Genomic DNA, 25,684 nt, shown 5'->3' with positions numbered 1-25,684 from the left:
AATTTGATAACAAAATCACAAAATTTTGTAACATTTGGCAAATTTGTTCAAAAAGAAAAGCCATTCAATGATGTGAATGGCTTCAAAACTACTTTAAAAGTATACTATTTTTTGCATTGAGCTAATATATCTAAATGCACATTATAAGATCCTAAATCAGTATCCATATCCATTAAACTAAACATTGTATGAAATAGATTATCGTGTGAGTAATTTTGTTTTTGGCTATTTTCTCTTAAGCACTCAAAATCAAAAGGTTCATTCTTTAAAAATGCTTTTGAAAACCACATTATCATAGGAACTTTTGTTTGATAATCTGGCGCAATAGAATAAGGTGCACCGTGTAAATAAATGCCACTTTCCCCTAAAGACTCACCGTGATCTGAAACATAGAATACAGCACTTTCCCAATTATCTTTATTTTCTAAACGCTGAATAACTTTATCAATAAATTGGTCTTGATACACAATGGTGTTGTCATAAGTATTCACTAATTGCTGATCATTACAACGGTTAATTTCATTAGTATCGCAAGTTGGTTCAAAATGTCTATATTCTTTAGTGTAACGTTCATAATAAGTTGGACCGTGACTTCCGATTGTATGAAGAATAACGACTAAATCTTTTTCATTCTGCTCATCTAAAACTTTATCTAATTCTGGTAACATAATATTATCTAAGCATTCACCATTACGACAAAATTCAGGTAAATTTAGGTTAATAACTGTTTTATTCGGAATTCTCTCGCATACTCCCTTACAATCACTATTATTATCAATCCACATTAAATCAATATTAGATCGTTGTAAAATATCTAAAATATTATCTTGTTTCGCTGCTTTTGCAGCATCATAATTTTCTCGAGTAAATGCCGAAAACATACAAGGTACTGATATTGCTGTCGCTGTACCACAACTAGATACTTTTGAGAAATTAAAAATTTCCTCTCCTCGTTTAGCTAATAACGGTGTAGTTTGACGTTTATAGCCATTTAACCCCCAATTTTGAGCCCGAGTCGTTTCTCCAACAATTAAGACGGTAACGTGACGATAATTATCTGGTTTCTCTTGCTGAGCATCAACATCAATTTGAGTATAAGGAATATTCTCACGTTGTAAATGACGTATTTTCTTAATACTTGATGCAACGAAATTTGAAGGTAATATTAAATGTGCTACATTTTTATTATTACGAAAAAAAGATGCATAATCCTGATAAAAGAATTTTGCCACACCTAAAATAATTAACATACTTAATAGAATGGTAGCAATTCTTGTCATTATTTCTCTTAAAAAAGATTTATATTTAACTTTTGTAGCAATATACAATAATGATGGAATAATCCCTAAGATAACAATCCAGCTAATATATGAAGTTGTCATCATACGCATACTTTCAGCAGTATTGGTTTGCAATACATTATCAAGCATATCTTTATCAAAAAAGATACTGAAAAATATCTCATTATAACTAATAGCGGAACTAATAATTAATAAAAAAGGAATAATTACTTTGTGAAGTATTGGCAACGATAGTATTTGAATAACAATAATTAAAGCACAGAATAAAACTAATGGAATAGTTAGAACAAAATAAGTTTCAGGTAAGTTAACATTAAAAGATTGTAATGAAATAACTTCTCTATAAAATGCATAATTCAAAATTGTTGCGAAATAAAGAGAAAGGATAATAACTAATTGGGTTGAAGATAAACTAAAGCGTTTGAAAATAGAAAACATAATAACTCCTATAAAGTAAAATTACTCTATAAGAGCATTGAGTAATAAAAAAGTTCATACACTAGAAATTTTATTTCTTTGTATGAACTTATTATTTTCAAGCGGTCAGATTTTATAAATTATTTACAATATCTTGTGCAAATTCCGATGTAGAGCGTAATGTTGCTCCGTCTAAGGTTTCTGCAAAATCAAAGGTAACTGTTTTATTAGCAATCGTTTTAGATACCGCATTCACAACAAGATCCGCTGCTTCTGTCCAACCTAAATGGCGTAACATCATTTCACCACTTAAAATAATTGACCCCGGGTTTGCTTTATTTTGCCCCGCAATTTTAGGTGCTGTACCGTGTGTTGCTTCAAAAATAGCTGCCTCAAAACCAATGTTCGCCCCTGGCGAGATCCCAATTCCGCCTACTTGAGCAGCTAACGCATCGGAAATATAGTCGCCATTTAGGTTTAAGGTAGCAATAACATCATACTCTGTCGGGTGTAACAGAATTTCTTGTAAAAATGCATCAGCAATAGAATCTTTAATAATAATCTCTTTGCCTGTTTTCGGATTAACTAAACGATGCCAAGGTCCATTATCAATAGGCTCTGCCCCAAACTCTTTTGCAACTTGGTAGCCCCACTCTTTAAATGCTCCTTCGGTAAATTTCATAATATTACCTTTATGCACGAGAGTAAGTGAATCTCTATTGTTATCAATAACATACTGTAATGCAGCTCTCACCAAACGTTGCGTACCTTGTTTAGAAACAGGTTTAATACCAATGCCACACTCTTGAGGGAAACGAATTTTCTTCACCCCCATTTCTTGTTGTAAAAATGTGATCACTTTATCTGCTTCTGCCGAAGCAGCCACCCATTCTACACCCGCGTAAATATCTTCGGAGTTTTCACGAAAAATCACCATATCAACTAATTCAGGGTGCTTCACAGGGCTTGGCGTGCCTTCATAATAACGAATCGGACGCAAGCAATTATAGAGATCTAACCCTTGACGCATTGCCACATTTAATGAACGAATACCACCACCGACTGGTGTCATCAAAGGGCCTTTAATCGCAATATGATATTGTTTAATTAAATCTAATGTTTCATCAGGCAACCAAACGTTTTCACCATATTTTTGATTAGCTTTTTCGCCTGCATAAATTTCTAACCATTCAATTTTACGCTTACCCTGATATGCTTTCTCAACAGCTGCATCAATCACCGTTTTCATAGCTGGTGTAACATCTACGCCTATACCATCACCTTCAATAAATGGAATGATTAGATGATCGGGCACAATTAAAGAGCCATCTTCATTTAGTTGAATGGCTTCTCCAGCTTTTGGTTGTGTAACGTGAAATGACATAGTTCCCCCTTATTCTATCACTATTGTAAATAACATTTTATTAACAAATCTTTAACCAAAGGTAATTTGTATTACTCGGTAAGTCAATGAAAAGCGGTACGATTAGTAAAATTTTTTGTAAATTTGCTGATTAGATCACATTTTAAAATAGAGATAATTTCTACTGACTAAAAATAAAAAACCGAGCAATTTATCTGCTCGGTTTTCGGTTTTATGTTCATTTATTGATTATTTAACATCAGCTTCACTGTCTGACACAGTACCGACATTCTTATCGGTAGGTTCTGCTTCAGAGAAAGTATCATCAACTTTAGTTTCTGATGGTTTTTCATCGGAAGAAGATGGTGGCGTGTTATCGCTACTATCATTCCAACCCGCTGGTTCACCAACAGGTTTGCGTTCCATTAAGTTTTTGATCTGTGGCATATCGATTGTTTCATATTTCATTAACGCATCTTTCATTGCGTGTAAAATATCCATATTATCAATCAATACTTGTTTTGCACGTTCATAGTTACGCTCAACAATTTTACGCACTTCTTCATCAATCAGTTTTGCTGTCGCTTCTGATACCACTTTTGGTGCACCAAAACCCTCTTCTTCTTTATATAAGATAGGTCCAAGGTTTTCAGAAAAGCCCCATTCAGTCACCATTCTACGAGCAATATTCGATGCAACTTGAATATCACTTGATGCACCAGTGGAAATATTCTCTTTGCCATAGATAAGCTCTTCGGCTAAACGTCCACCATAGGTGCTTGCTAATTTGCCTTCTAATTGTTTTTGGCTAATACTGATTTTATCGCCTTCAGGTAAGAAGAATGTGACACCTAACGCACGTCCACGTGGAATAATTGTTACTTTGTGCACTGGATCATGTTCAGGCATCAAATAACCTACAATAGCGTGTCCTGCCTCGTGATATGCTGTTGAGATTTTTTGCTCGTCAGTCATAATCATTGAACGGCGTTCTGGACCCATATTGATTTTATCTTTAGCCTTTTCAAAGTCATTCATTGTAACAACTCGTTGGTTAGCACGAGCAGAGAATAAAGCTGCTTCGTTCACTAAGTTTGCTAACTCTGCACCAGAATATCCTGGAGTACCACGAGCAATAATCATCGGATCAACATCAGGCGCAAGAGGTACTTTTCTCATATGAACTTTTAAGATCTGCTCACGCCCTTTCACATCAGGTAATCCAACCATCACTTGACGGTCAAAACGCCCTGGACGAGTTAATGCGTTATCTAACACATCCGCTCGGTTAGTTGCTGCGATAATGATAATCCCTTCTGAGCCTTCAAAACCATCCATTTCCACCAGCATTTGGTTTAATGTTTGTTCACGTTCATCGTGTCCGCCACTAAAACCCGCACCACCACGTTTACGTCCTACGGCATCAATTTCATCAATGAAAATGATACAAGGCGCATTTTTCTTCGCTTGATCGAAAAGATCACGTACACGAGATGCACCGACCCCAACAAACATTTCAACGAAATCTGAACCTGCCATTGTGAAGAAAGGTACTTTGGCTTCACCTGCGATAGCTTTCGCTAATAAGGTTTTACCTGTTCCCGGTGGTCCAACCATTAAAATCCCTTTCGGAATACGTCCACCAAGTTTTTGGAATTTACTTGGGTCACGCAAGAAATCGACCACTTCCGCAACTTCTTCTTTTGCTTCATCACAACCTGCCACATCAGCAAAAGTGGTTTTAATTTGATCAGGTGCGATCATTTTCGCTTTGCTCTTACCAAAGCTCATCGCACCGCCTCTGCCACCACCTTGCATTTGACGCATATAGAAGACCCAGAAACCGATAAGCAATAACATCGGGAACCAAGAAATCAAGATTTGAGATAACAACCCACGACGTTCTGCTGGCTCACCTACAACCGTAATATTTTTATTTAAAAGATCGTTTAATAAATCTCGATCATAAATCGGCATTACGGTTTGATATTCTGAACCATTCGATTTGGTTACGGTTATTACTTCATCATTATTCTTAAAGTTGACCGATTTTAAACGGTTTTCTTTTAAGTCATTGATAAATGTCGAATATTCGACAGTGTTTGTACTGCCAAAATTCGTATTAAAACCTTGGAATGCAGTCATTAGCGTTAAGCCAATCACTACCCAAAGTAGAATATTTTTAAACATATCGTTCAAGGTTTTACCTCTTTTTAGGATTAAAAAATTCTGTAAAGATTACTATAAAATGAAAGGATATTCCACCTATCCTTTATAGCCTGTAGCGACAATATAAACTTCACGCGAGCGGTCTCGAGATGCTTCAGGTTTACGCACTTTTACCACGCTGAATAACGCTCTGATTTCACGCAAATAGTTATCAAAACCTTCGCCTTGGAATACTTTGACCACAAAACTGCCTTTTGGTGCTAATACTTGGCGACACATATCTAACGCCAACTCAACCAAATACATTGCTCTAGGAATATCAACCGATGGCATACCACTAAAATTCGGAGCCATATCTGACATTACCACATCAACTTTATCTTCCCCAACTCGCTCTAATAAGGCATTCAATACACTTTCTTCACGAAAGTCGCCTTGTAAAAAATCAACCCCAGCAATCGGGTTCATATCCAAAATATCACAAGCAATCACTCGCCCTTTACTGCCAATTTGTGTAACCACATATTGCGACCAACCGCCAGGAGCAGCGCCCAAATCAACGACTGTCATTCCATTTTTAAACAAGCGGTCGGTTTGTTGAATTTCATCTAGCTTAAAATACGCTCTTGAGCGTAATTTTTGTTTATGTGCTTTTTGCACAAATTGATCTTTAAAATGCTCTGCAAGCCAACGTGATGAACTTGCACTCCGTTTTTTTCCCATTCTTTTTCTCTTTCATTTCTTTGATCTGAGTATAATAAGACCGAAATCCCTGATTTCAAGGGAAAAGTGAAATTTTTGTAAATAAGTAATAGAACAAATGATTCGCTTTGCAAAAAACTACTCCGATCTGACCGCTTATATTTCCCGAAAGGGTAAAATTTCGTTATAATTTGTCCGTTTTGCTCATTTTGAGCTATTTTATCACTAATATAGAGGAATTATTTATGGGCTTTTTAGCAGGCAAACGCATTTTAATTACAGGATTAGCAAGCAACCGTTCTATCGCTTACGGTATTGCAAGTGCAATGAAACGTGAAGGTGCGGAATTAGCTTTTACCTACTTAAATGATAAATTAAAAGGTCGAGTTGAAGAATTTGCGAAAGAATTTGGTTCAGATATTGTACTACCAATGGATGTTGCAACGGATGAAAACATTAAAGAATGTTTTAAGCAGTTAAGCAAACATTGGGAAAAATTTGATGGTTTTGTTCACTCAATTGGTTTTGCTCCAGCAGATCAATTAGATGGCGATTATGTGAATGCTGCAACTCGTGAAGGTTTCCAAATTGCCCACGACATCAGTGCATATAGCTTTGTTGCAATGGCAAAAGAAGCTCGTGCAATGTTAAACCCAAATTCAGCACTTTTAACCCTTTCTTACTTAGGGGCAGAGCGTGCAATTCCAAACTACAATGTAATGTGTTTAGCTAAAGCATCACTTGAAGCAAGTACTCGTGTAATGGCAGCAACTTTAGGTAAAGATGGTATTCGTGTTAATGCGATTTCTGCAGGTCCAATCCGCACGCTTGCGGCATCAGGTATTAAAGACTTCAAAAAAATGTTATCTAACTTTGAAAAAACAGCACCATTACGCCGTACAGTAACCATTGAAGATGTAGGTAATTCTGCTGCATTCTTATGCTCTGATTTAGCAGGCGGTATTACAGGTGAAGTTGTTCACGTTGATGCAGGTTTTAGCATTGTCGCAATGGGCGATTTAGACGCAGAATAATCTGCCATTTTTTTACCACGGAAAATTTAACCTTTGCAAGCGGTCCGATTGAGCGATTTTTTTGTAAAAGTACGTTAGAGTTTCCGTGGTTTATTATTTTCTGGATAAATACAAAATGTTTCAAAATAACCCCCTTTTAGCCCAATTAAAACAACAAATTGAAGCAAGTAAAGAATATGTTGAAGGTGTCGTTAAAACTACAGATAAAAGCTACGGTTTTTTAGAATGTGATAAAAACAGCTATTTCATTCCGCCCCAAGAAATGAAAAAAATTATGCACGGCGATAAAATTCGTGCCGTGGTAAAACGTGATGGCGATAAAGAACAAGTTGAAGTGGATTCTCTCCTTGAACCGATGCTAGATCGCTTTATTGCCCAAGTAAAATTTAATAAAGATGGCAAACTACAACTTGCTGTCGATCACCCAAGCATTAAATCTCTTATTCCTGCCAACACTCACAAAAAAGTTGAGCATAAATTAGCGGAAAATGATTGGGTTGTCGCACAATTAAAAACACACCCACTGCGTGATGATCGTTTCTTCTTCGCTCAAGTGACTCAATTTATTTGTAAAGCCGATGATAACTTCGCACCTTGGTGGGTAACTTTAGCTCGCCACGAGCAACCTAGAGAGCCCGTTGCTGGCGAGAAATCTTACACTTTAGCGGATAGCTTAGAACGTGAAGATCTCACTGATCTTTACTTTACGACAATCGACTCGCCAAGTACGCAAGACATGGACGATGCCCTTTACATCGAGCCGATCGAACAAAACGGAGAACAAACCGGCTGGCGTTTAGTAGTTGCGATTGCCGACCCAACCGCTTATATTCCGCTTGATTCCAATATTGAAAAAGCCGCTCGCCAACGTTGTTTTACCAACTATTTGCCCGGGTTTAATATCCCAATGTTACCACGCGAGCTTTCTGACGAACTTTGTTCATTAGTGCCAAATGAGAAACGCCCTGCATTAGTGGCTTATATTGAAGTCGATTTACAAGGAAATATCTCAGGCGAAACTCGCTTTACATCTGCTTGGGTAGAATCAAAAGCAAAATTGGCCTACAACGATGTTTCTGATTTTATTGAGAAAGTCGATAACCACTGGCGACCAGAAACTGAGCAAATTGAACAACAAATTAACTGGTTACATCAGTTTACTCTCGCTCGAATTGATTGGCGTAGTAAAAATGCCCTCTTATTCAAAGAGCAAGGCGACTACTATTTTGAGCTCAACGAAGATGGTTCTGTGCGTGATATTCACGTTGAATATCGCCGCATCGCAAATCAAATGATTGAAGAATCAATGATTTTAGCCAATATTTGTGCCGCACAGTATTTGGATAAATATGCTCACACTGGCGTATTCAATACTCACTCTGGATTTGATATTAAAAACCTTGAATTAGTGCAGAAATTCTTACTGGACACCCTTGGTAATGAGCAAAATTATAAAGAGCTATCTCAACGATATGCCCCTGAGAGTCTTGCTACTCTAGAAGGCTATTGTGAAATGCGTCGTGATATTGAACAGTTCCCTGAGAATTTCTTAGAAATGCGTTTACGCCGCTATCTCACTTTTGCGGAATTTAAAACAGAATGTGCTCCACACCTAGGCTTAGGAATTAGCCACTATGCGACGTGGACATCGCCTATCCGTAAATATGGCGATATGGTTAATCACCGCTTAATCAAACAAGTATTAGCTCAAGAAAATCCAACTGCGGTTGATGAAAGCATTTTAGTGCGTTTACAAGAAGCCCGTAAACAAAACCGAATGGTTGAGCGAGATATTGCGGATTGGTTATATGCTCGTTATCTTGCCCCAATGGTTGAGAAAAACATTGAATTTGAAGGAGAAATTCACGATGTGTCTCGTGGTGGATTGCGTGTAAAAGTACTCGAAAATGGGGCATCTATTTTTGTGCCATTCTCGACTATCCACCCAAATAAAGAAGAAATGCTCTATAACCCAGAAGAAATCGCGCTTTACATCAAAGGCGAAAAAAGCTATCAAATCGGACAACAGGTTAAAATTAAACTTAAAGAAGTCCGTATTGAAACTCGTTCTATCGTCGGTGAATTAGTGATTTAACCTAACAAGCGGTCAGATAGGCTTAAAATTTTGCAAATTTTTCTATCTACCTTACCGCTTGTACCTAAAAAATAAGGCTTTCAATGAAAGCCTTATTTTATAATTAAGCAAAACTAAAATTCATAACGTACACCGACATTAAAATTACGACCCAATGCTGAATAGGTATCCACATTTTGTTTATTTAAAGTTGCTGTACGATCTGCTGATGCAGAAGAGCTTTGAACTGCAAAATATGAAATATCAGACCAATTCCAATATTTTTTATTGAAAACGTTATTCACATTAGCTGATAAAGTTAAATTCTTAACTGGTTTCCAGTAAGCACCTAAATCAATAATATTAACCGAAGTAGTTGGATTATAAATTTTACCATTGATATCTTTATTCGATTTCGCACTAATGTGAGTAAGTTGAATATCTGTACCAAATTGTTGACCTTCATAACCTAAGCCTGCTTTTAATTTCAACGGCTGGATGGTATTAATTGGTGATTTTTTACCCTTCTGATCAGATTTACCTTTTGCATAAGCCAGTCCACCTGAAATAAAGAAATTATTCCAAGACCATTTTGCATCTGCAGTAACACCATAAATACGAGCTTTATCTAAATTATGGTATTGAATAAACGGATTAAAATTACCAACTGCACTAGACATCGAATCAATAAAATTACGATATTTATTGTAATAACCTACAACGTGATATTGAATATTATCTGATTTACCTTTGACACCTAAACTAAAGTTATCTGCTGTTTCAGGACGTAGATTTGCATTACCTACCACAGCATATTGACGAATAATACGCCCTCCAGCTACCACCGTATTACCAAAAGATGAGGTTAATTGTTGAGCAGACGGTGTTTTAACGCCTCGAGAATATTGGAAATATGGTTGGAATATTTCATTCATTTTCCAAGCTAGCGTGATTTTTGGTAGGAATACTGTTTGTTTCTGTGATTTTACCTCAGTATGTTGTGCAGCAGCTTGAACATAACCTGATTTAGATGGATTTAAACGATAATGTAATACGCCTAAATGCGGAATGATAGTGAAGTTATTTAATGCAATTTCATCTTCAATGTAGAAGTGTGTTTTAGATTGTTTTGTATCTGCAACAGGATCAAAAGTTAGTGATTTTGAGCAAGTTGAACAAACTAAATCACTTTTAATATGTGAGTAATGATAAGCAAATCCATAACGAATAGCATTTGGAATAGTTGCATCCACTAAACTGATAAAATTAGAACTTATTCCAAAGTTTTTATTACTATATTTACCATTTTCAACACGAGAAGAGCGAATAGATTCACGTTCACGATAATTTTGTGTCATCGCATTTTGATAATAAATATTGCTATCTATTGTATTGATAAAACCGCTATCATTTTGATATTGATGTCCTAGAGATATTCTAGAACGACGAGTCTTATCTTCAGTAAAGCCTGAAAGCTGTTCACCTGCTGCCCTATCAATAGAAGAACCATTGTTAGATAATAGAGAGGTGTCTTTAATTTTTTGTTGATGCTCGAAAGTTAATTTGAATTGGTTTTGATCATTCAAACGATAAGCGTTTTTAACTAGAACATAACTATTTTTGTAATCTACAGGATTAGGCTTGGTACGAGTATCACCCTCTCCACCAACTTTACCATTGTTCCCTTTTTCATTTCCCCAACGAGCAGTGGTTAATACAAGACCTTGATAATTTTCATTTTTGGCTGCACCTGCAACAGAACCATAAATAGATCTATCTGAACTATCATAACCCGTTGCTACGAAACCACCAACGTTACCAGATTGGATAACATCGTTTGCTTCTAATGTTGCAAAACTTACACTGCCTGACAATGACTGGAAAGAACCACTATGTTGTACTGTCGCAGAACGTAGTGATGTAGGTTCAACACTATTCCCTGCTCCAAAATCTTGTCCTAGTGCAACAAATAATTTGTTTTCTTGAGTTTCAGGGAGTGGAACACCATCAATGCTCATCGCAACTCGATTTCCTTGTAATCCTCTCACATTCACACCATCATTACCTGCACGACTATTTTGTAAATCGTTAACTTGCGCATCGAGTTGGTTAGCAAATAAAGCTTTAAGATCACTTGGCTGTTTACGTTGAATAGCTTGTTTGTTGATCTGAGTATTAGTAATTTCTGTATCTACAACACTTTCAGTCACTTTGATTTCAGGTAATACTCCCATTTGCTCTGCAAGGGCACTATTTAGAGCCAAAGCGGAAGCGATAAAAACAGCAATTTGCTTTTTTCTTAACATCATTTTGAACTTTTCCTTTTAAAATAAACGATAAGTATTCTTATTTAAATTTAAGTGAATTGCAATCTTATCTCAATAAATTTTGAAAATTTTTCTATCTATCTTACCGCTTGTTGCCTAAAATACTCCGCTCTATCTCTTTTTTTCTTATTACATTATGGCTACTTATCTTATTGGCGATTTGCATGGTTGTTTTGATGAATTTCAAGCATTACTGAAACAAGTTAATTTTGAACCCACTCACGATGAATTATGGCTAACCGGGGATTTAATTGCTCGTGGTGAAAATTCCCTTGCTTGCCTACGATTTGTCAAAGATTTAAGTGAAAAAGCCACAGTGGTATTAGGCAACCACGATCTGCATTTATTGGCAACTTTACAAGGCATTAAAAAGGTAAAACCAAAAGATAACGTCGATGCCATTTTTATGGCCGAAGATCGCGAGGAATTACAAAATTGGTTGCGAAACCGACCGCTTGTTGCTCAACACCCAGCGCATAAATTTATTATTGCTCACGCTGGGATTAGTCCTGAATGGGATCTTCAAACGACTTTTGCTTGTGCTAATGAAGTCGAAGATATATTAAAGAGTGAGAATTATGTTGAGCTTCTCGCCCAAATGTATGATAGCCAACCCGATAGCTGGAACGATAATTTAACTGGGGTAGCACGCTGGCGTTATATTATCAACGCATTTACTCGCATGCGTTTTTGTTACCCAGACAAGCGGTTAGATTTTGAATGTAAATTACCTGTTGAACAAGCTCCTAGCGAATTAAAACCTTGGTTTGAACTAGATAACCCACTTTACCAACAATACCCTATTATTTTCGGGCATTGGGCGAGTTTAATTGGTTATGCAACACCACCAAACATTTATGCACTAGATACAGGCTGTGTTTGGGGGAATCATCTCACTCTATTACGTTGGGAAGATAAAGCTATCTACACACAGCCGCGTTTAACTCGCTAAATATGGATTAAAAACAAGCAAATGAAAAGGTAAACTATTGCCTAAGTTTACTTTTTTCATTAGAATTAGCCTCGTTTTTAGTTACCAAATGCGACTATAGCTCAGTTGGTTAGAGCACCACCTTGACATGGTGGGGGTCACTGGTTCGAGTCCAGCTAGTCGCACCAAATTCCAATCCCTAGTCTTACGACTGGGAATTTTTTGTTGTGTTTATACAATATAACTATTTGATTTATTAAATTTTATATTCCCCCATCTTGCTTTAGCTCAAAATATCGAAGCACTATTACGTTGCCAACAAATATCCCTTGAGAAACAGTATAAGCTAGCAAACAGGTTTTATTAAATCTGACGGTAGAAAAGCTGAAAAGAAGTTAGAAACTGAATCTCGAGAATGGAAAATAACTAGTTGTAATTGGATAAATATTTTTTAACAAGTTAGGTAATTTGCCAGTAACCGCGATTAAACCTAACTTGCTAATAGAAGCCGTAAAACGTTTAGATAAAGAGAAAAGAAGCGATACATTTTTGAAAATACCAGCTTTATCAACTAATTTTGTTCCATACGCCTTTTGGCTGTCTAATATTTCTAGTTTACTACTGCATCACAGATGAAGATTTGGTTTTCTTCACTTTAATACTTTTTGTACTTGGTGGAATAATTTCAATTCCTGTTGGTGGATTTTCTAATGCTATCGCTAACACTTCATCAATAGTTTCAACAGGGTGAATGGCTAAGGCTGATTTAGCATTTTCAGGGATTTCTTCCAAATCTTTTTCATTTTCTTTTGGAATAATCACTGTTTTTATGCCACCACGATGTGCTGCCAATAGTTTCTCTTTTAAGCCACCAATTGGTAACACTTTTCCGCGTAAAGTAATTTCACCTGTCATTGCCACATCAGCACGCACAGGGTTGCCTGTTAAGCTAGAAATCAATGCGGTACACATTGCAATACCTGCACTTGGCCCATCTTTAGGTGTTGCACCTTCAGGCACGTGAACGTGAATATCTCGTTTTTCATAGAAATCTTCTGCAATGCCTAATTTTTCTGCTCTTGCTCGTACCACCATCATTGCGGCCTGAATTGACTCTTTCATTACATCGCCTAGTGAGCCAGTGTAAGAGAATTTGCCTTTACCTGTTACTGATGCTGTTTCAATGGTTAATAAATCGCCACCTACTTCTGTCCAAGCTAAGCCTGTTACTTCACCAATACGATTTTGGTTATCCATTTTACCGTAGTCAAAACGCTGTACACCCAGATAATCTTTAAGATTATCTTGATTTACTGTAATCGATTTGAGTTTTTTATCAATCACGAGCGCTTTTACTGCTTTACGGCAAATTTTAGCGATTTCTCTCTCAAGGTTACGCACACCAGCTTCACGAGTGTAATAGCGGATAATACCAAGAAGTGCACTGTCTTCAATCGTCAATTCATTGTCTTTGATACCATTACTTTCTTTCTGTTTTGCAATAAGATGCTCTTTCGCTATATGCATTTTTTCATCTTCGGTATAGCCAGAAAGACGAATAACTTCCATACGATCTAATAATGCAGGGGGAATATGCATTGAGTTAGAAGTTGCTACAAACATTACATCGGAGAGATCGTAATCAACTTCTAAATAGTGGTCGTTAAAGGCTTTGTTCTGTTCAGGATCAAGCACTTCTAATAGCGCTGATGCAGGGTCACCACGCATATCCTGTGCCATTTTATCAATTTCATCTAATAAAAAGAGCGGGTTACGCACGCCAACTTTTGCCATTTTCATCATTAACTGACCAGGCATTGAGCCAATATAAGTACGGCGGTGTCCACGAATTTCGGCTTCATCACGCACGCCACCTAATGCCATACGCACATACTTACGCCCAGTGGCATTGGCAATAGATTGTCCTAAAGATGTTTTCCCTACTCCTGGTGGTCCAACTAAGCAAAGAATTGGGCCTTTTAGCTTATTCAAACGGCTTTGCACCGCAAGATACTCTAAAATACGTTCTTTCACACGTTCTAAGCCATAATGGTCTTTGTCTAATACTTCTTGGGCTTTTTGCAAATCTTTTTTCACAACTGACCGCTTATGCCAAGGCATTTGCAAAATCCAGTCGATGTAACCACGCACAACAGTCGCTTCAGAAGAACTTTGTGGCATTGCTTTGAGTTTATTAAATTCGCTCTCTACCTTTTCTTTTACTTCAGCAGGCAGTTTTGCTTCTTCAATTTTTGCTTTTAATTTATCTAATTCACTCTGTTCTTGTTCTTCGCCATTGCCAAGCTCTTTTTGGATCGCTTTGATCTGCTCATTGAGATAATAATCACGCTGATTTTTTTCCATTTGTTGTTTTACACGATTACGAATACGTCCTTCCATTTCTAACGTATCCATCTCTGTTGCCATTGCAACCAACAAAGCTTCAAAACGAGCAATTAAGTTTACTTCTTCAAGTAGTGCTTGTTTTTGTTTTACTTGAGCGACTAAATTGGCAGCCATTGTGTCAGCCAAACGCTCTTCAAAGGTGATTTTTTGTAGCTTTGGCAGAATTTCTGCCGGCACCTTTTTATTACTTTTAACGTAATTTTCAAATTCTGTTAATGCTGTTTTCGCAATCGCTTTTAATTCATCGTTATCTTCTTGAGATTCAGACATTAACGGTGTAACACCCGCCCAAAAACCATTTTCATCATCGTGAATATGCTCAGCTTTCGCTCTTACTTGCCCTTCAACCAAGACTTTTACTGTGCCATCGGGTAAATTTAACATTTGGATAATGTTTGCCATTACCCCTACATCATAGATATCTTCAACTGTTGGATCTTCTTTATTAGGGTCTTTTTGTGTAACCAAGAAGAGTTGTTTATTGGTTTCCATAGCTGCTCGTAAGGCTTGGATAGATTTATCTCGTCCTACAAATAACGGCATTACCATAAATGGGAACACCACAACATCACGCAATGGTAATAACGGTAATTCAATCGGTTTCTTTTTTCTTGCCATTTTCTTTACTCTCCGAAAAATGTAATTCGCTCATTATGGGGGCTTATTTTGGAAATACAAGGGAAAAATAGGAGAGAATTGATAATAAAATAAAAGCATTCAAAAAGACTTGAAAAAATGCTATATTCCTTAGCAATTTATAACATCTAGTGATCGTTTTTAAACACAATTATCAACATAGCGATAAATAAAACCACAAAGAAAATTACATAGAAAATGGCGAATTATTCAGATATTAGTATTGCCCTAGCAGGTGTTTGCCAAGCGGCGAGTTTAGTCCAAAATTTTGCACATCAAGGTAGTGCAGACAGAGAAAGTCTTGCTCAATCTTTAAAAAGTCTACTCGTTTTACAACCAGATTCAACCGTTGCCGTATTTGATAATGACCTCAAACATTTAAAGCTTGGTTTTGAAACTGTAATAGCTCAATTTGGTGGTAAACAAGGGAAGTTAGATACTGAAATTGGGCGTTATTGGGTTGGCATTCTAGCATTAAGTCAAAAACTAGATAAAAATCCCCAAACTAAAAGTGAACTAGCACAGCGTTTGCTCCAACTTGAGCGTCAATTATCATTATATGACAATGATATTTTACACGAGCAGATGATTGCAAATATGGCGAGTATTTATAGCGATTTGATTAGTCCGCTAGGCTCTCGAATTCAAGTATTTGGTCGTCAAGATCTGCTTTCTCGCCCTGATATTCAAAATCGCATTCGTGCCACATTATTAGCTGGTATTCGTGCAGCTATTCTGTGGCAACAAGTCGGGGGAAGTCGTTGGCAGTTATTCTTCTCTCGTAAAAAAATTCTTAATGCAACTCAATCTTTATATTCATCGTTATAACTGGAGAACATTTTATGCAACTCAATGCACTTACTGCATTATCCCCGATTGATGGTCGTTACCAAGATAAAGCAACGGCATTACGTCCTATTTTTAGTGAATTTGGTTTACTCAAATTCCGCGTTACGGTGGAAGTTCGCTGGTTACAAAAACTGGCATCTCACGCTCAAATTCAAGAAGTTTCAGCTTTATCTCAAGAAGCAAACGATTACTTAAACCAAATTGTTGCGAATTTCTCTCTTGAAGATGCAGAACGTATCAAAACTATCGAACGTACCACTAACCACGATGTAAAAGCGGTGGAGTATTTCTTAAAAGAGAAAAGCGAAGCCTTACCTGAATTAGCGAAAGTAAGTGAGTTTATTCACTTTGCTTGTACTTCAGAAGATATAAATAATACATCTCACGCGCTGATGCTCAAAACAGCGAAAGAAGAAGTGTTATTACCAGAATGGAAGAAAGTGATTGATGCAATCAAAGAATTAGCAATCCGCTATAAAGATATTCCATTACTTTCTCGTACACACGGACAACCTGCCAGCCCAAGTACCATCGGTAAAGAGATGGCGAACGTAGCATATCGTTTACAACGTCAATATAAACAGCTCGAAAACTTAGAAATTTTAGCGAAAATCAACGGTGCAGTAGGTAACTACAATGCTCACCTTTCTGCTTACCCTGAAATTGATTGGCATACTTTCAGCCAAGAGTTTATTGAATCGCTTGGGGTAACTTGGAACCCATATACCACGCAAATTGAACCACACGATTACATTGCCGAATTTTTCGATTGCGTAGCTCGTTTTAATACGATCATTATTGATTTTGACCGTGATATGTGGGGCTATATTGCTTTAAATCACTTCAAACAACGCACAATCGCAGGTGAAATCGGCTCTTCTACAATGCCACATAAAGTAAATCCAATTGATTTTGAAAACTCAGAAGGGAATTTAGGTTTAGCGAATGCTGTAATGAGCCATTTAGGACAGAAATTACCAATCTCACGTTGGCAACGTGATTTAACGGATTCAACGGTATTGCGTAACCTAGGGGTTGGCTTAGGCTATGCGCTAATTGCTTATGCTGCAACCTTAAAAGGTATCAGCAAATTAGAAGTAAATGAACAGCACTTACGTGATGAATTAGATCAAAACTGGGAAGTGTTAGCAGAGCCAATTCAAACCGTAATGCGTCGTTATGGTATTGAAAAACCATACGAAAAATTAAAAGAATTGACTCGTGGTAAGCGTGTTGATGGCGAAGCAATGCGTCAATTTATTGATGGCTTAGAACTACCACAGCACGAAAAAGATCGTTTAAAACAGATGACTCCTGCAAGCTATATTGGCTATGCTGTGGAATTAGTCGAAAAATTGTAAAATTTCGCTGTCATCAGACCGCTTGTAAGCGGTCTGATTTAGGCAAAATTTTGCAAATTACAAGCAGGTGAAGAAAATGAAACAGTCTATTCGTCATCAAAAGATTATTGAACTGGTCAATCAATCAGGGTATGTCAGCACTGAAGAACTTGTTAATATTTTAAATGTGAGTTCACAGACTATTCGTCGTGATTTAAATGATTTAGCAGAAAAGAATCTTATTCGTCGTCATCATGGTGGAGCAGCCTCTCCATCTAATACAGAAAATAGCGATTATAGTGAGCGTAAACAATTTTTCTCAGAGCAAAAAAGTCGAATCGGGAAAAAGGTTGCTGATATGATTCCAAATGGTGCATCGCTGTTTATTGATATTGGCACAACGCCTGAAGCGGTGGCTTACTCATTGCTTAATCATAAAGGTTTAAGAGTAGTGACTAATAACTTAAATGCCGCACATATCTTATTACAAAAAGATGATTGCCAAGTCACTATCGCTGGCGGTGAATTACGTGCTGATGGTGGTATTATTGGCGAAGCGACAGTAAACTTTATCAATCAATTTCGTTTAGATTACTGTATTTTAGGCATTAGTGCAGTGGAGTCAGATGGTTCAATGATGGATTATGATTACCACGAAGTGCAAGTTAAACGAGCTTTAATGCGTAATGCTCGCAATATCGTATTAGTCACTGATCACTCTAAATTTACACGCAATGCAATTGTGCGATTAGGCGATATCAAAGAGGTAAATTATTTATTTACTGATCGCCCGTTACCTTTAGAATTACAACATTATTTAAGCCATAGTGATGTGGCAGTTTATATCTGTAACGAACAATAATGAAAAATCATTTTACTCGAGATAAGTGGCTTGCGTACGCTCAGCTAATGCGTTTAGATAAGCCTATTGGCACATTATTACTATTATGGCCAACGTTATGGGCTTTATTTACCGCTGCTAAAGGTATTCCCCCTTTATCTATTTTAATTGTCTTCATATTAGGCGTGATTGTGATGCGTGCAGCTGGCTGTGTTATCAACGACTACGCTGATAGACATATTGACGGCAACGTTAAACGCACATCTCAACGCCCACTTGCCACAGGGCGAGCCACAGCAAAAGAAGCTAAGATATTGTTTGCTACATTACTTTTTATTGCGTTTTTATTAGTTTTACAATTAAATTTTTATACTATCGTATTATCTTTTATTGCCGCAGGACTAGCTATTATTTACCCTTTTATGAAACGCTACACGCATTTGCCTCAGTTTGTGTTAGGAATGGCATTTGGGTGGTCTATCCCGATGGCTTTCGGTGCAGTAAATCAGAGCCTCCCCCTTGAATGTTGGTTACTCTTTTTTGCTAATTTAGCTTGGACAGTGGCTTATGATACGCAATATGCAATGGTTGATCGTGATGATGACTTACGCATTGGCGTAAAATCTACGGCTATTTTATTTGCACAATATGATAATAAAGTTATTGCACTATTGCAGTTCATTACTTTAATTCTCTTAACTTTATTTGGAAAATGTCAAGGCTATCCAACCGCTTATTTTATTGCGCTCGCATTTACAGCGACTCTTTTTATTTATCAATGTAAATTGACTAAACAGCGTGAACGAAATGCTTGTTTTAAAGCATTTTTGAATAATAATTATGTGGGGTTAGGAATCTTTATCTCTATTTTAATCGGGATTTTTACTCAATAATGTCGAAAATAACTACAACTGAATTATTCTCGACATTTCTTGCTTGCATAAAGATAGTTAGGTTTCTATAATTGCATCCGTTATCACTTCTTAAAGCCAGTGTGACGAAATTGGTAGACGTAGCGGATTCAAAATCATCTGCGTGATTTAGTCATATTGGTAATCACAAAATTAGTAAAGACACTCGCCTGAGTGACGAAATTGGTAGACGTAGCGGATTCAAAATCCGCCGATGAATAATCGTGTCGGTTCGAGTCCGACCTCAGGCACCAATTAAGAGTGAAATTACTAATGTCCAAGAGCATAGGCTCTATTAAGTTAATTAATTTTTTAACTGGTAGAGGACCACTTATGCAAAATCTATCTTCCAATCAAAAAAATCCTTTTGTTGTATCTATGATTTCAACTAAAGGTGGAGTAACAAAATCAACTAATGTGGCAAATATCGGGGCATTTTGTGCTGATCACGGTATTAGAACACTAATGATTGATACTGACATACAACCAACCTTATCGTCTTATTACCACATTTCCAATCAATCGCTATTCGGTGTTTATGAACTCTTTAATCGCCCTGATTTACCGATTGAACAAATTATTACTCAAACAGAATTTGAGAATCTTGATATTATCCAATCCAATGACCCTAGAGACCGCTTAACGACAGAGTTAAACGGACTTCCTGGAGGAGTACTTAAATTTAGAGAGTTGATTAAAAACATTAAAGGCTATGATCTTATCATCATAGATACTCGAGGTACTCGGGGGATTACTGTCGATATGACTGTTCTTGCTAGTGATCTTGTCATTTCCCCAATCAAACCTGAATTAGTTTCAGCGAGAGAATTTGTGAGAGGAACAATTAATCTCTATGAATCACTCAGTATCTTCACTAACTATGGGATTAGCCTTCCACCATTAAAAGCTGTTATCAATTGTCTTGATCATACTCGTGATGCTAAAGATATTGTGACAAATCTTTATGATATTTTTTCGAAGCTATCCGATGAAAACCCTCATATTGAATTAATTAACTTTGAAATCCCAAACCGAGTTGCCTATCGTGAGGCTGCGAGTCGTGCTTTACCTGTACATCGTCACAGTAAAATTGAGAGTGAAAATATTCGTAAACTTTGTTCGATTTTATTTCCTCAATGGTCCGCTCAATTAGAGAACGAGTAAGGAGAAAAGAATGGTCACAACCTTGCCCGAATCATCTCATTATTCTTTATCGGCTGAGCAAGCTGTTATCGGTGGCTTGTTATTAGCTAACGAAAAGTGGGATGAAATTACGCCTATTGTCAATGAAAGCAATTTTTACCTTTTTGCACATAAAATCATTTTTTCTGCTATCCAGTCTTTATGTGAAAGAAATGTACCTGTAGATATCATTACGATGGAGCAAGTATTAAAAGACAAGGATAAAGAATTGCTTGAAAAAGTCGGAGGGCTAGCCTATCTCGCTGAACTTGTCAAAAATACGCCTAGTACATCGAGTATTGAAAGCTATGCTCATATTGTAAAAAGAGATAGCCAAGTCAGACAGTTAAATGCATTAGGTAACACATTGCGAGCAGAGACAAACAAAATCTATTCGCAAGAGAGTTTAGATGATCTCATTGAACAAACAGAGAAAGCATTAACGGAAATTACGCTTAATGTTGATGCAGATTTAACAAACGTATCGGTTATTAAAGCAATGCAGTCTGTTGTAACTAAGATGGAGAGATGTTGCCAAGATAAAAGTCTTGTGACAGGTGTCCCTTTCGGTATTACTCAGCTTGATTCAAATACATCAGGTGCTCAATCAGGGGACCTAATTATTCTTGCCGCTCGCCCTTCTATGGGAAAAACAGCTCTATCGCTCTGTTTTGCTAATAGTGCATTAGAAACTATCAATAAACCAGTCCAGTACTACAGTCTTGAAATGCCTGCAGAGCAAATAATGGAAAGGTTTTTGGCGATGAGAGCAAACTTAAGTTTAACCAAAATTCGTCAAGCCATATTAATGGATGATGAAGATTGGGCTCGTGTGGCAATGTCGATGGAATACATCCGAGACAATTGGGAAGATAAACTATTGATTGATGACAGTAGTTATCTTACTCCTCAGATGCTCCGTACTCGTGTTAGACGGAATATGCGTAAATATGGTCAGCCATCCATTGTGATAGTCGATTATCTTCAATTAATGTCTGTACCCTCACTTAAAAACAGCCAAAACCGTCATTTAGAAATCAGCGAAATATCTCGTTCCTTGAAAAATTTGGCGAAAGAAATTGGATGCCCTGTTATTGCCCTTTCTCAATTAAATCGAAATTTAGAACAGCGAGCAGATAAACGCCCATTAAATTCAGATTTAAGAGAATCAGGCTCATTAGAACAAGATGCTGACGTGTTGCTTTTTATCTATAGAGATGAAGTTTATCACGATAACTCAGATCTCCCTGGTATCGCTGAAATCATTATTGGTAAACAACGTAATGGTCCAATTGGAACAATATTTTCCCGCTTTCGTGGCGAATATTCTCGCTTTGACAGTATTCCAGAAGATGAATATGAACGAATTAAGAGTAAATAGATATGAAAAATAATAAAAATCCTTTAATTAGCCATCGTTCCACTGAAGAACGTAGAAATAATATGCGTGAGCAATTATTGAAGCCCGCTATTCAAAATATTTCACCAAGTTATAACCAAACAATGCCGTCAATGCCGACACAGAAACAACTGATTGTTGTGACATTGGATAAGTTACGTCCGTATGAAGGCAATCCTCGAAGAACTAAAAACCCTGCATTTGACGAGATAAAAGCCTCAATTAAAGCAAGAGGATTAGATCACGCTCCAAATGTAACTCAGCGACCTGGTGATGATTTCTATACGATTGCTGATGGTGGTAATACTCGTTTACAAGCTCTCAAAGAACTATTCCAAGAAACACAAGATAGTCGTTTTTGGTCTATTGAGTGTGTGTTCAAGCCTTGGAATGGTGATATTGATGATATTAACTCCAAGTTAAATATTTTGATTGGGCATTTGGCTGAAAATGATATCCGAGGTGATCTAACTTTCATTGAGAAAGCATTGGGTATTCGGGAAGTTAAAAAACTATATGAGGAAAAATATCAAGAGTATTTTTCACATCGAAAACTAGCAGAGAAATTGGGTGAAAATGGGTATCCGATTTCACATCAAATTATTGCTCGAATGGAGCAATGCTTAACATATCTATACCCTCATATTCCCAATATTCTATTGAATGGGTTAGGGAAACCTCAGATTGATAAACTAGTCAGTATTCATAATAAAGCAAAAATTTCTTGGGATAAGTATCAAGTAGAATCTTCTAGTTCCCCATCTTTTGATGAGATTTGGATGGATACATTATCTCCTTTTGATGAGGATGTTGCTAATTTCTCCATCAGTGACTTGCAAGATAACCTTATTGGCAAAATGGTCGAAGACTTAAATTATCAAGTTTCCTATGATGCATTAAAACTCGAGATTGATCTTGAAGAGCGTAAACTCCAAAAATTGATAGAGAAACAAGCTGAGATCACTCAAAAAGCAGCGGAGTGTGAACAGCATATCCAAGAGCACCACGAACTGTTAGAAAGTAAAGCAGTAGCGAAAACTCAGCAGCCTAGACAAGCAACTAGCAACGAAGAGCATAATCCATCTAGCATTTCTGTTCCTGCTGAATTGCATTCGATAGAAACAATGGATGAAGAAAATATTGAACACAACAACATTACTAACATTCATCAAGAAGATCAATTACCACCATTAGGCATTGGCAACATTTCTGCGGTAGAAATGGAAAATGCAATTACCAACCATTTAGCTGGATTTGGTATTGTGCCTGAAGCGAAACGTATGGAAGAAGCGGTTACAAATGCATTAGAGTTTGCCAATACGGGACGTCAACCAATTACTAATCTTTGGAAAATTCACCCTAGCCGTAAGCATAAAATGGATGCTTATTCTATCGCTTTAGATATTGCTGAAGAATGTGGTTTAGCTCACCTCGTACAACACATTGTTTATGAACCTGTTGATTATAGCTTTGATGTGCTACCGCTAGATATTAGTGAACCCTCACCACTACAGAAAACTATTCATAGTCTTCTTTCAATGTTAGCAACGAATAGGGTTGCTATAGAAAATAATGAAAATCACCAATGTATCTTATCATCAGATTTATTATTGGGTGATTTATCTCATTCAGCAGCTATTTCAGATTTAATGTTAGTGCGAATATTTCGTTTAATTCGCCTAGTTCGTCATTTAAAACAAGAATCTCATCAAGGAGGACAAAATGCTTAATACAACGTTAAATCAAGCTATTCTCTCAGAGATCCTAATTCGTATCAGAAGAGGGGAAGTTAATTATTGCCAACAATTTGGTTTTGATGAATCCGAACTTGCAGAGATTACGAATTTATCAACACAAGAAATTCTTGATATGAGTGAAAGTAAAGCGTCTTTCGCCAAAATTCAAATTGATCACTCTGTATTTTGGTCATTATTGGAAACAGTACGTGAGGCTTCTCGACAACGGAACCAAATTGACCGAGCACTGACTCTAGGCATTTCTTCCGAGATGATCCATATATTCTTTGGCTGGAGTTCTGCAGAAGTGTCTGCAAGACGGAAGTTATTAGGTATTAAAGAAAATATGGGTAGAAAACCCAATGCAAATGAGGAAGAAGAAGCAAAAATTTGGGAACTCTGGCAACGCCATAAGACTGAAGAGGATTCAAGCGAATCATTAGATCTATTAATACTGATAGCGGAAGAAAGTGACACAAGTTTAACCGAAATTTATCGTCTTGTTTCACAATGGGAAAAAGAACGTCGATTACATAGCGTGAAGTAATACCAATAAAAAAGCGAGAAGTACGAATTCTCGCTTTTGATGTTCCTTTACATATCCAACCGAACTCTTCTTTGGAGAACCAGAATGGAATTGCAGAAAAGTATAAATCATCAAACAGAATTTGCAAGAAAAAAATTATCTGAAAGGAAAGAACAGAATTCTGAAGAAAATGGACAGTTTCAGGGATTACTCTTTATCGGTAATCGCCACGAAACGGTTCCATTAAGATTATTGACGGATAAATATTTGACGCCTAGAGCGAAGACTGCTTGGCAAATGATCAAGCTAAATGCACAACAATTTCAAGGTGCTGCATTTCCCTCTTATGAGGAGCTTGGATATTGGCTATCAGATAGAGCGTTTCAAAATAAAACCTTATCTCGTAAAACAATTAGCCAAACACTTTTACTATTAAGACTCACTCGATGGCTTACTTTATGTGAGACGGTACGTAACGAGAGAGGACAAATTCTTGGTAATGTTTATGTAATGAATGATGAACCATTAAGTATTTCGGATTGTTTGCAAATTAATGGTGATTATTTACGACTACTTGAAAAATCGAAAAAACATAGTGATCCACTCATTAAAGAAGTGGCAGATGCAATCATAGGCGAAATTGAAGCACAACAGTCATTAAGTCACTTTGTTTCTCATTTAGGAGTCATTACAGAGCGTTATTTACATTTTAAAGAAGGATTTGTGAAACCGAGACAAATAACTGAGCTGACCCCAAATATCGCTGAAGCAATAGAAAATGTTCAGAAAGACATCTTGAGTTCCAATATGGAACTCAGTCAAAAAATAGACAATTTACCAAGTTCCAATATGGAACTCAGTCAAAAAACAGATAAATCGCCGAGTTCCAATATGGAACTCAGTAAGAGGAGTAATTATAACTCATTGATTTCAAAAGAAGTTCCAAATTGGAACTCAGTAGATTGCCAGTACAGTACTAGTACTAATAGTATTAAGTACAGTACAAGTACAGATTTATCATTAGAGAATTTGCAATTAAGTATTTTAGAAAAAAATACTATTGCGAAAGAGTTGGAGGGATTAAGCGATGAATTGCGTAAAGCGGTACTGTTTGAAGCCGAACAGCGAATTTCTCAAGGTAGTGTGAAAAAACCCGTGGGATATTTAACAAGCTTGATTTACAAAGCAAAAGCAGGGCTATTTAAACCCTACTTGATAAACAAATCGCCACAGATTGAGCATCCAGGGAGTATGAGAGAGGTGTCTCATCCTGCTAAACGAGTTTTAAGTAGCACGATTCCTGATAAGAATACTCAGGTATCTCAGGATTTTATTAAAAAATTGGCACAGATGGTAAGAACGTAATTTGTGTCATTTTTGAACCGTGTACAAAAATTAACCCGTGTCGCCACTGGCGACAGTTTGTGTAAATTTTGAACTAAGTGTCGCCACTGGCGACAGTTTGTATGAATTTTGAACTAAGTGTCGCCCCAGGCGACAGTTTGTATGAATTTTGAACTAAGTGTCGCCACTGGCGACA

Annotated in this window: 18 protein-coding genes and 2 tRNA genes; 14 read left to right on the top strand and 6 right to left on the bottom strand. The window is 36.9% G+C overall.

Annotation, left to right across the window (positions count from 1 at the left end; translation table 11 throughout):
• Positions 1-104: 104 nt before the first annotated feature.
• The 4 genes from A1D26_RS06035 to rlmE form a co-directional block, all read right to left on the bottom strand.
• Positions 105-1,739 (bottom strand): phosphoethanolamine transferase, encoded by a 1,635-nt coding sequence (locus A1D26_RS06035; RefSeq protein WP_157403159.1) that lies wholly within the window; start codon positions 1,737-1,739, stop codon positions 105-107.
• A 112-nt stretch (positions 1,740-1,851) separates the two neighbouring features.
• The gene (icd, locus tag A1D26_RS06030) at positions 1,852-3,102 is read right to left on the bottom strand and encodes an NADP-dependent isocitrate dehydrogenase (protein ID WP_157403158.1); all 1,251 of its coding nucleotides are present in this window, start codon (positions 3,100-3,102) and stop codon (positions 1,852-1,854) included.
• Positions 3,103-3,330: 228 nt separating this feature from the next.
• Positions 3,331-5,271 (bottom strand): ATP-dependent zinc metalloprotease FtsH, encoded by a 1,941-nt coding sequence (gene ftsH / locus A1D26_RS06025; RefSeq protein ID WP_157403157.1) that lies wholly within the window; start codon positions 5,269-5,271, stop codon positions 3,331-3,333.
• A gap of 75 nt (positions 5,272-5,346) precedes the next feature.
• On the bottom strand, positions 5,347-5,973 hold the full coding sequence (gene rlmE, locus A1D26_RS06020) for a 23S rRNA (uridine(2552)-2'-O)-methyltransferase RlmE (RefSeq protein ID WP_157403156.1): 627 nt from the start codon (positions 5,971-5,973) through the stop codon (positions 5,347-5,349).
• A 224-nt stretch (positions 5,974-6,197) separates the two neighbouring features.
• On the opposite strand from rlmE, the gene fabI reads away from it, so the two are divergent.
• Positions 6,198-6,986 (top strand): enoyl-ACP reductase FabI, encoded by a 789-nt coding sequence (gene fabI, locus A1D26_RS06015; protein WP_157403155.1) that lies wholly within the window; start codon positions 6,198-6,200, stop codon positions 6,984-6,986.
• A 115-nt stretch (positions 6,987-7,101) separates the two neighbouring features.
• Positions 7,102-9,081, top strand: coding sequence for an exoribonuclease II (locus A1D26_RS06010; protein WP_157403154.1), 1,980 nt, complete (start codon positions 7,102-7,104; stop codon positions 9,079-9,081).
• 113 nt (positions 9,082-9,194) lie between these two features.
• Here the strand turns inward: A1D26_RS06010 and A1D26_RS06005 are convergent, their stop codons facing one another.
• Complete coding sequence (locus A1D26_RS06005) at positions 9,195-11,369, bottom strand: TonB-dependent hemoglobin/transferrin/lactoferrin family receptor (protein WP_232516809.1); 2,175 nt, start codon at positions 11,367-11,369, stop codon at positions 9,195-9,197.
• Between the two features lie 154 nt (positions 11,370-11,523).
• Between A1D26_RS06005 and apaH the strand changes: the two genes are divergently transcribed.
• Both apaH and A1D26_RS05995 read left to right on the top strand, forming a co-directional pair.
• Positions 11,524-12,339, top strand: a complete 816-nt coding sequence (gene apaH / locus A1D26_RS06000) for a bis(5'-nucleosyl)-tetraphosphatase (symmetrical) ApaH (RefSeq protein WP_157403153.1) — start codon at positions 11,524-11,526, stop codon at positions 12,337-12,339.
• A 90-nt stretch (positions 12,340-12,429) separates the two neighbouring features.
• Positions 12,430-12,506: transfer RNA gene (locus A1D26_RS05995), tRNA-Val, on the top strand.
• A gap of 430 nt (positions 12,507-12,936) precedes the next feature.
• On the opposite strand, the gene lon is transcribed toward A1D26_RS05995, so the two are convergent.
• Positions 12,937-15,342 (bottom strand): endopeptidase La, encoded by a 2,406-nt coding sequence (gene lon, locus A1D26_RS05990; protein WP_157403152.1) that lies wholly within the window; start codon positions 15,340-15,342, stop codon positions 12,937-12,939.
• 216 nt (positions 15,343-15,558) lie between these two features.
• On the opposite strand from lon, the gene hflD reads away from it, so the two are divergent.
• The 10 genes from hflD to A1D26_RS09560 all read left to right on the top strand — a co-directional run bounded on the left by hflD (position 15,559) and on the right by A1D26_RS09560 (position 25,509).
• Positions 15,559-16,188, top strand: a complete 630-nt coding sequence (gene hflD / locus A1D26_RS05985; protein WP_157403151.1) for a high frequency lysogenization protein HflD — start codon at positions 15,559-15,561, stop codon at positions 16,186-16,188.
• A 14-nt stretch (positions 16,189-16,202) separates the two neighbouring features.
• Positions 16,203-17,570 carry an adenylosuccinate lyase gene (purB, locus tag A1D26_RS05980; RefSeq protein WP_157403150.1) on the top strand — a complete coding sequence of 456 codons (1,368 nt, stop codon included), beginning with the start codon at positions 16,203-16,205 and terminating at the stop codon, positions 17,568-17,570.
• A 76-nt stretch (positions 17,571-17,646) separates the two neighbouring features.
• Positions 17,647-18,411: a DeoR/GlpR family transcriptional regulator gene (locus A1D26_RS05975; protein ID WP_157403149.1), complete on the top strand. Its 765-nt coding sequence runs from the start codon at positions 17,647-17,649 to the stop codon at positions 18,409-18,411.
• Positions 18,411-19,283: a 4-hydroxybenzoate octaprenyltransferase gene (gene ubiA / locus A1D26_RS05970; protein ID WP_157403148.1), complete on the top strand. Its 873-nt coding sequence runs from the start codon at positions 18,411-18,413 to the stop codon at positions 19,281-19,283. The genes A1D26_RS05975 and ubiA overlap by 1 nt, the downstream gene beginning before the upstream one ends.
• A 186-nt stretch (positions 19,284-19,469) precedes the next feature.
• A tRNA-Leu gene (locus tag A1D26_RS05965) sits at positions 19,470-19,555 on the top strand.
• Between the two features lie 79 nt (positions 19,556-19,634).
• Positions 19,635-20,465: a ParA family protein gene (locus A1D26_RS05960; RefSeq protein WP_157403147.1), complete on the top strand. Its 831-nt coding sequence runs from the start codon at positions 19,635-19,637 to the stop codon at positions 20,463-20,465.
• A gap of 10 nt (positions 20,466-20,475) precedes the next feature.
• Positions 20,476-21,864, top strand: a complete 1,389-nt coding sequence (gene dnaB, locus A1D26_RS05955; RefSeq protein ID WP_157403146.1) for a replicative DNA helicase — start codon at positions 20,476-20,478, stop codon at positions 21,862-21,864.
• A 2-nt stretch (positions 21,865-21,866) separates the two neighbouring features.
• Positions 21,867-23,612, top strand: a complete 1,746-nt coding sequence (locus tag A1D26_RS05950) for a ParB family protein (protein WP_157403145.1) — start codon at positions 21,867-21,869, stop codon at positions 23,610-23,612.
• Complete coding sequence (locus tag A1D26_RS05945; protein WP_157403144.1) at positions 23,605-24,165, top strand: DUF2857 domain-containing protein; 561 nt, start codon at positions 23,605-23,607, stop codon at positions 24,163-24,165. Before A1D26_RS05950 ends, A1D26_RS05945 begins: the two co-directional genes overlap by 8 nt.
• A gap of 84 nt (positions 24,166-24,249) precedes the next feature.
• On the top strand, positions 24,250-25,509 hold the full coding sequence (locus A1D26_RS09560) for an STY4528 family pathogenicity island replication protein (protein WP_198303109.1): 1,260 nt from the start codon (positions 24,250-24,252) through the stop codon (positions 25,507-25,509).
• Positions 25,510-25,684: the final 175 nt, after the last annotated feature.

It is taken from the genome of Ursidibacter maritimus (genome assembly GCF_009761395.1).
GTDB lineage: Bacteria > Pseudomonadota > Gammaproteobacteria > Enterobacterales > Pasteurellaceae > Ursidibacter > Ursidibacter maritimus.
Note: the sequence above shows the minus strand (reverse complement) of the source record. Positions and strands in the feature narration are given on the sequence as shown.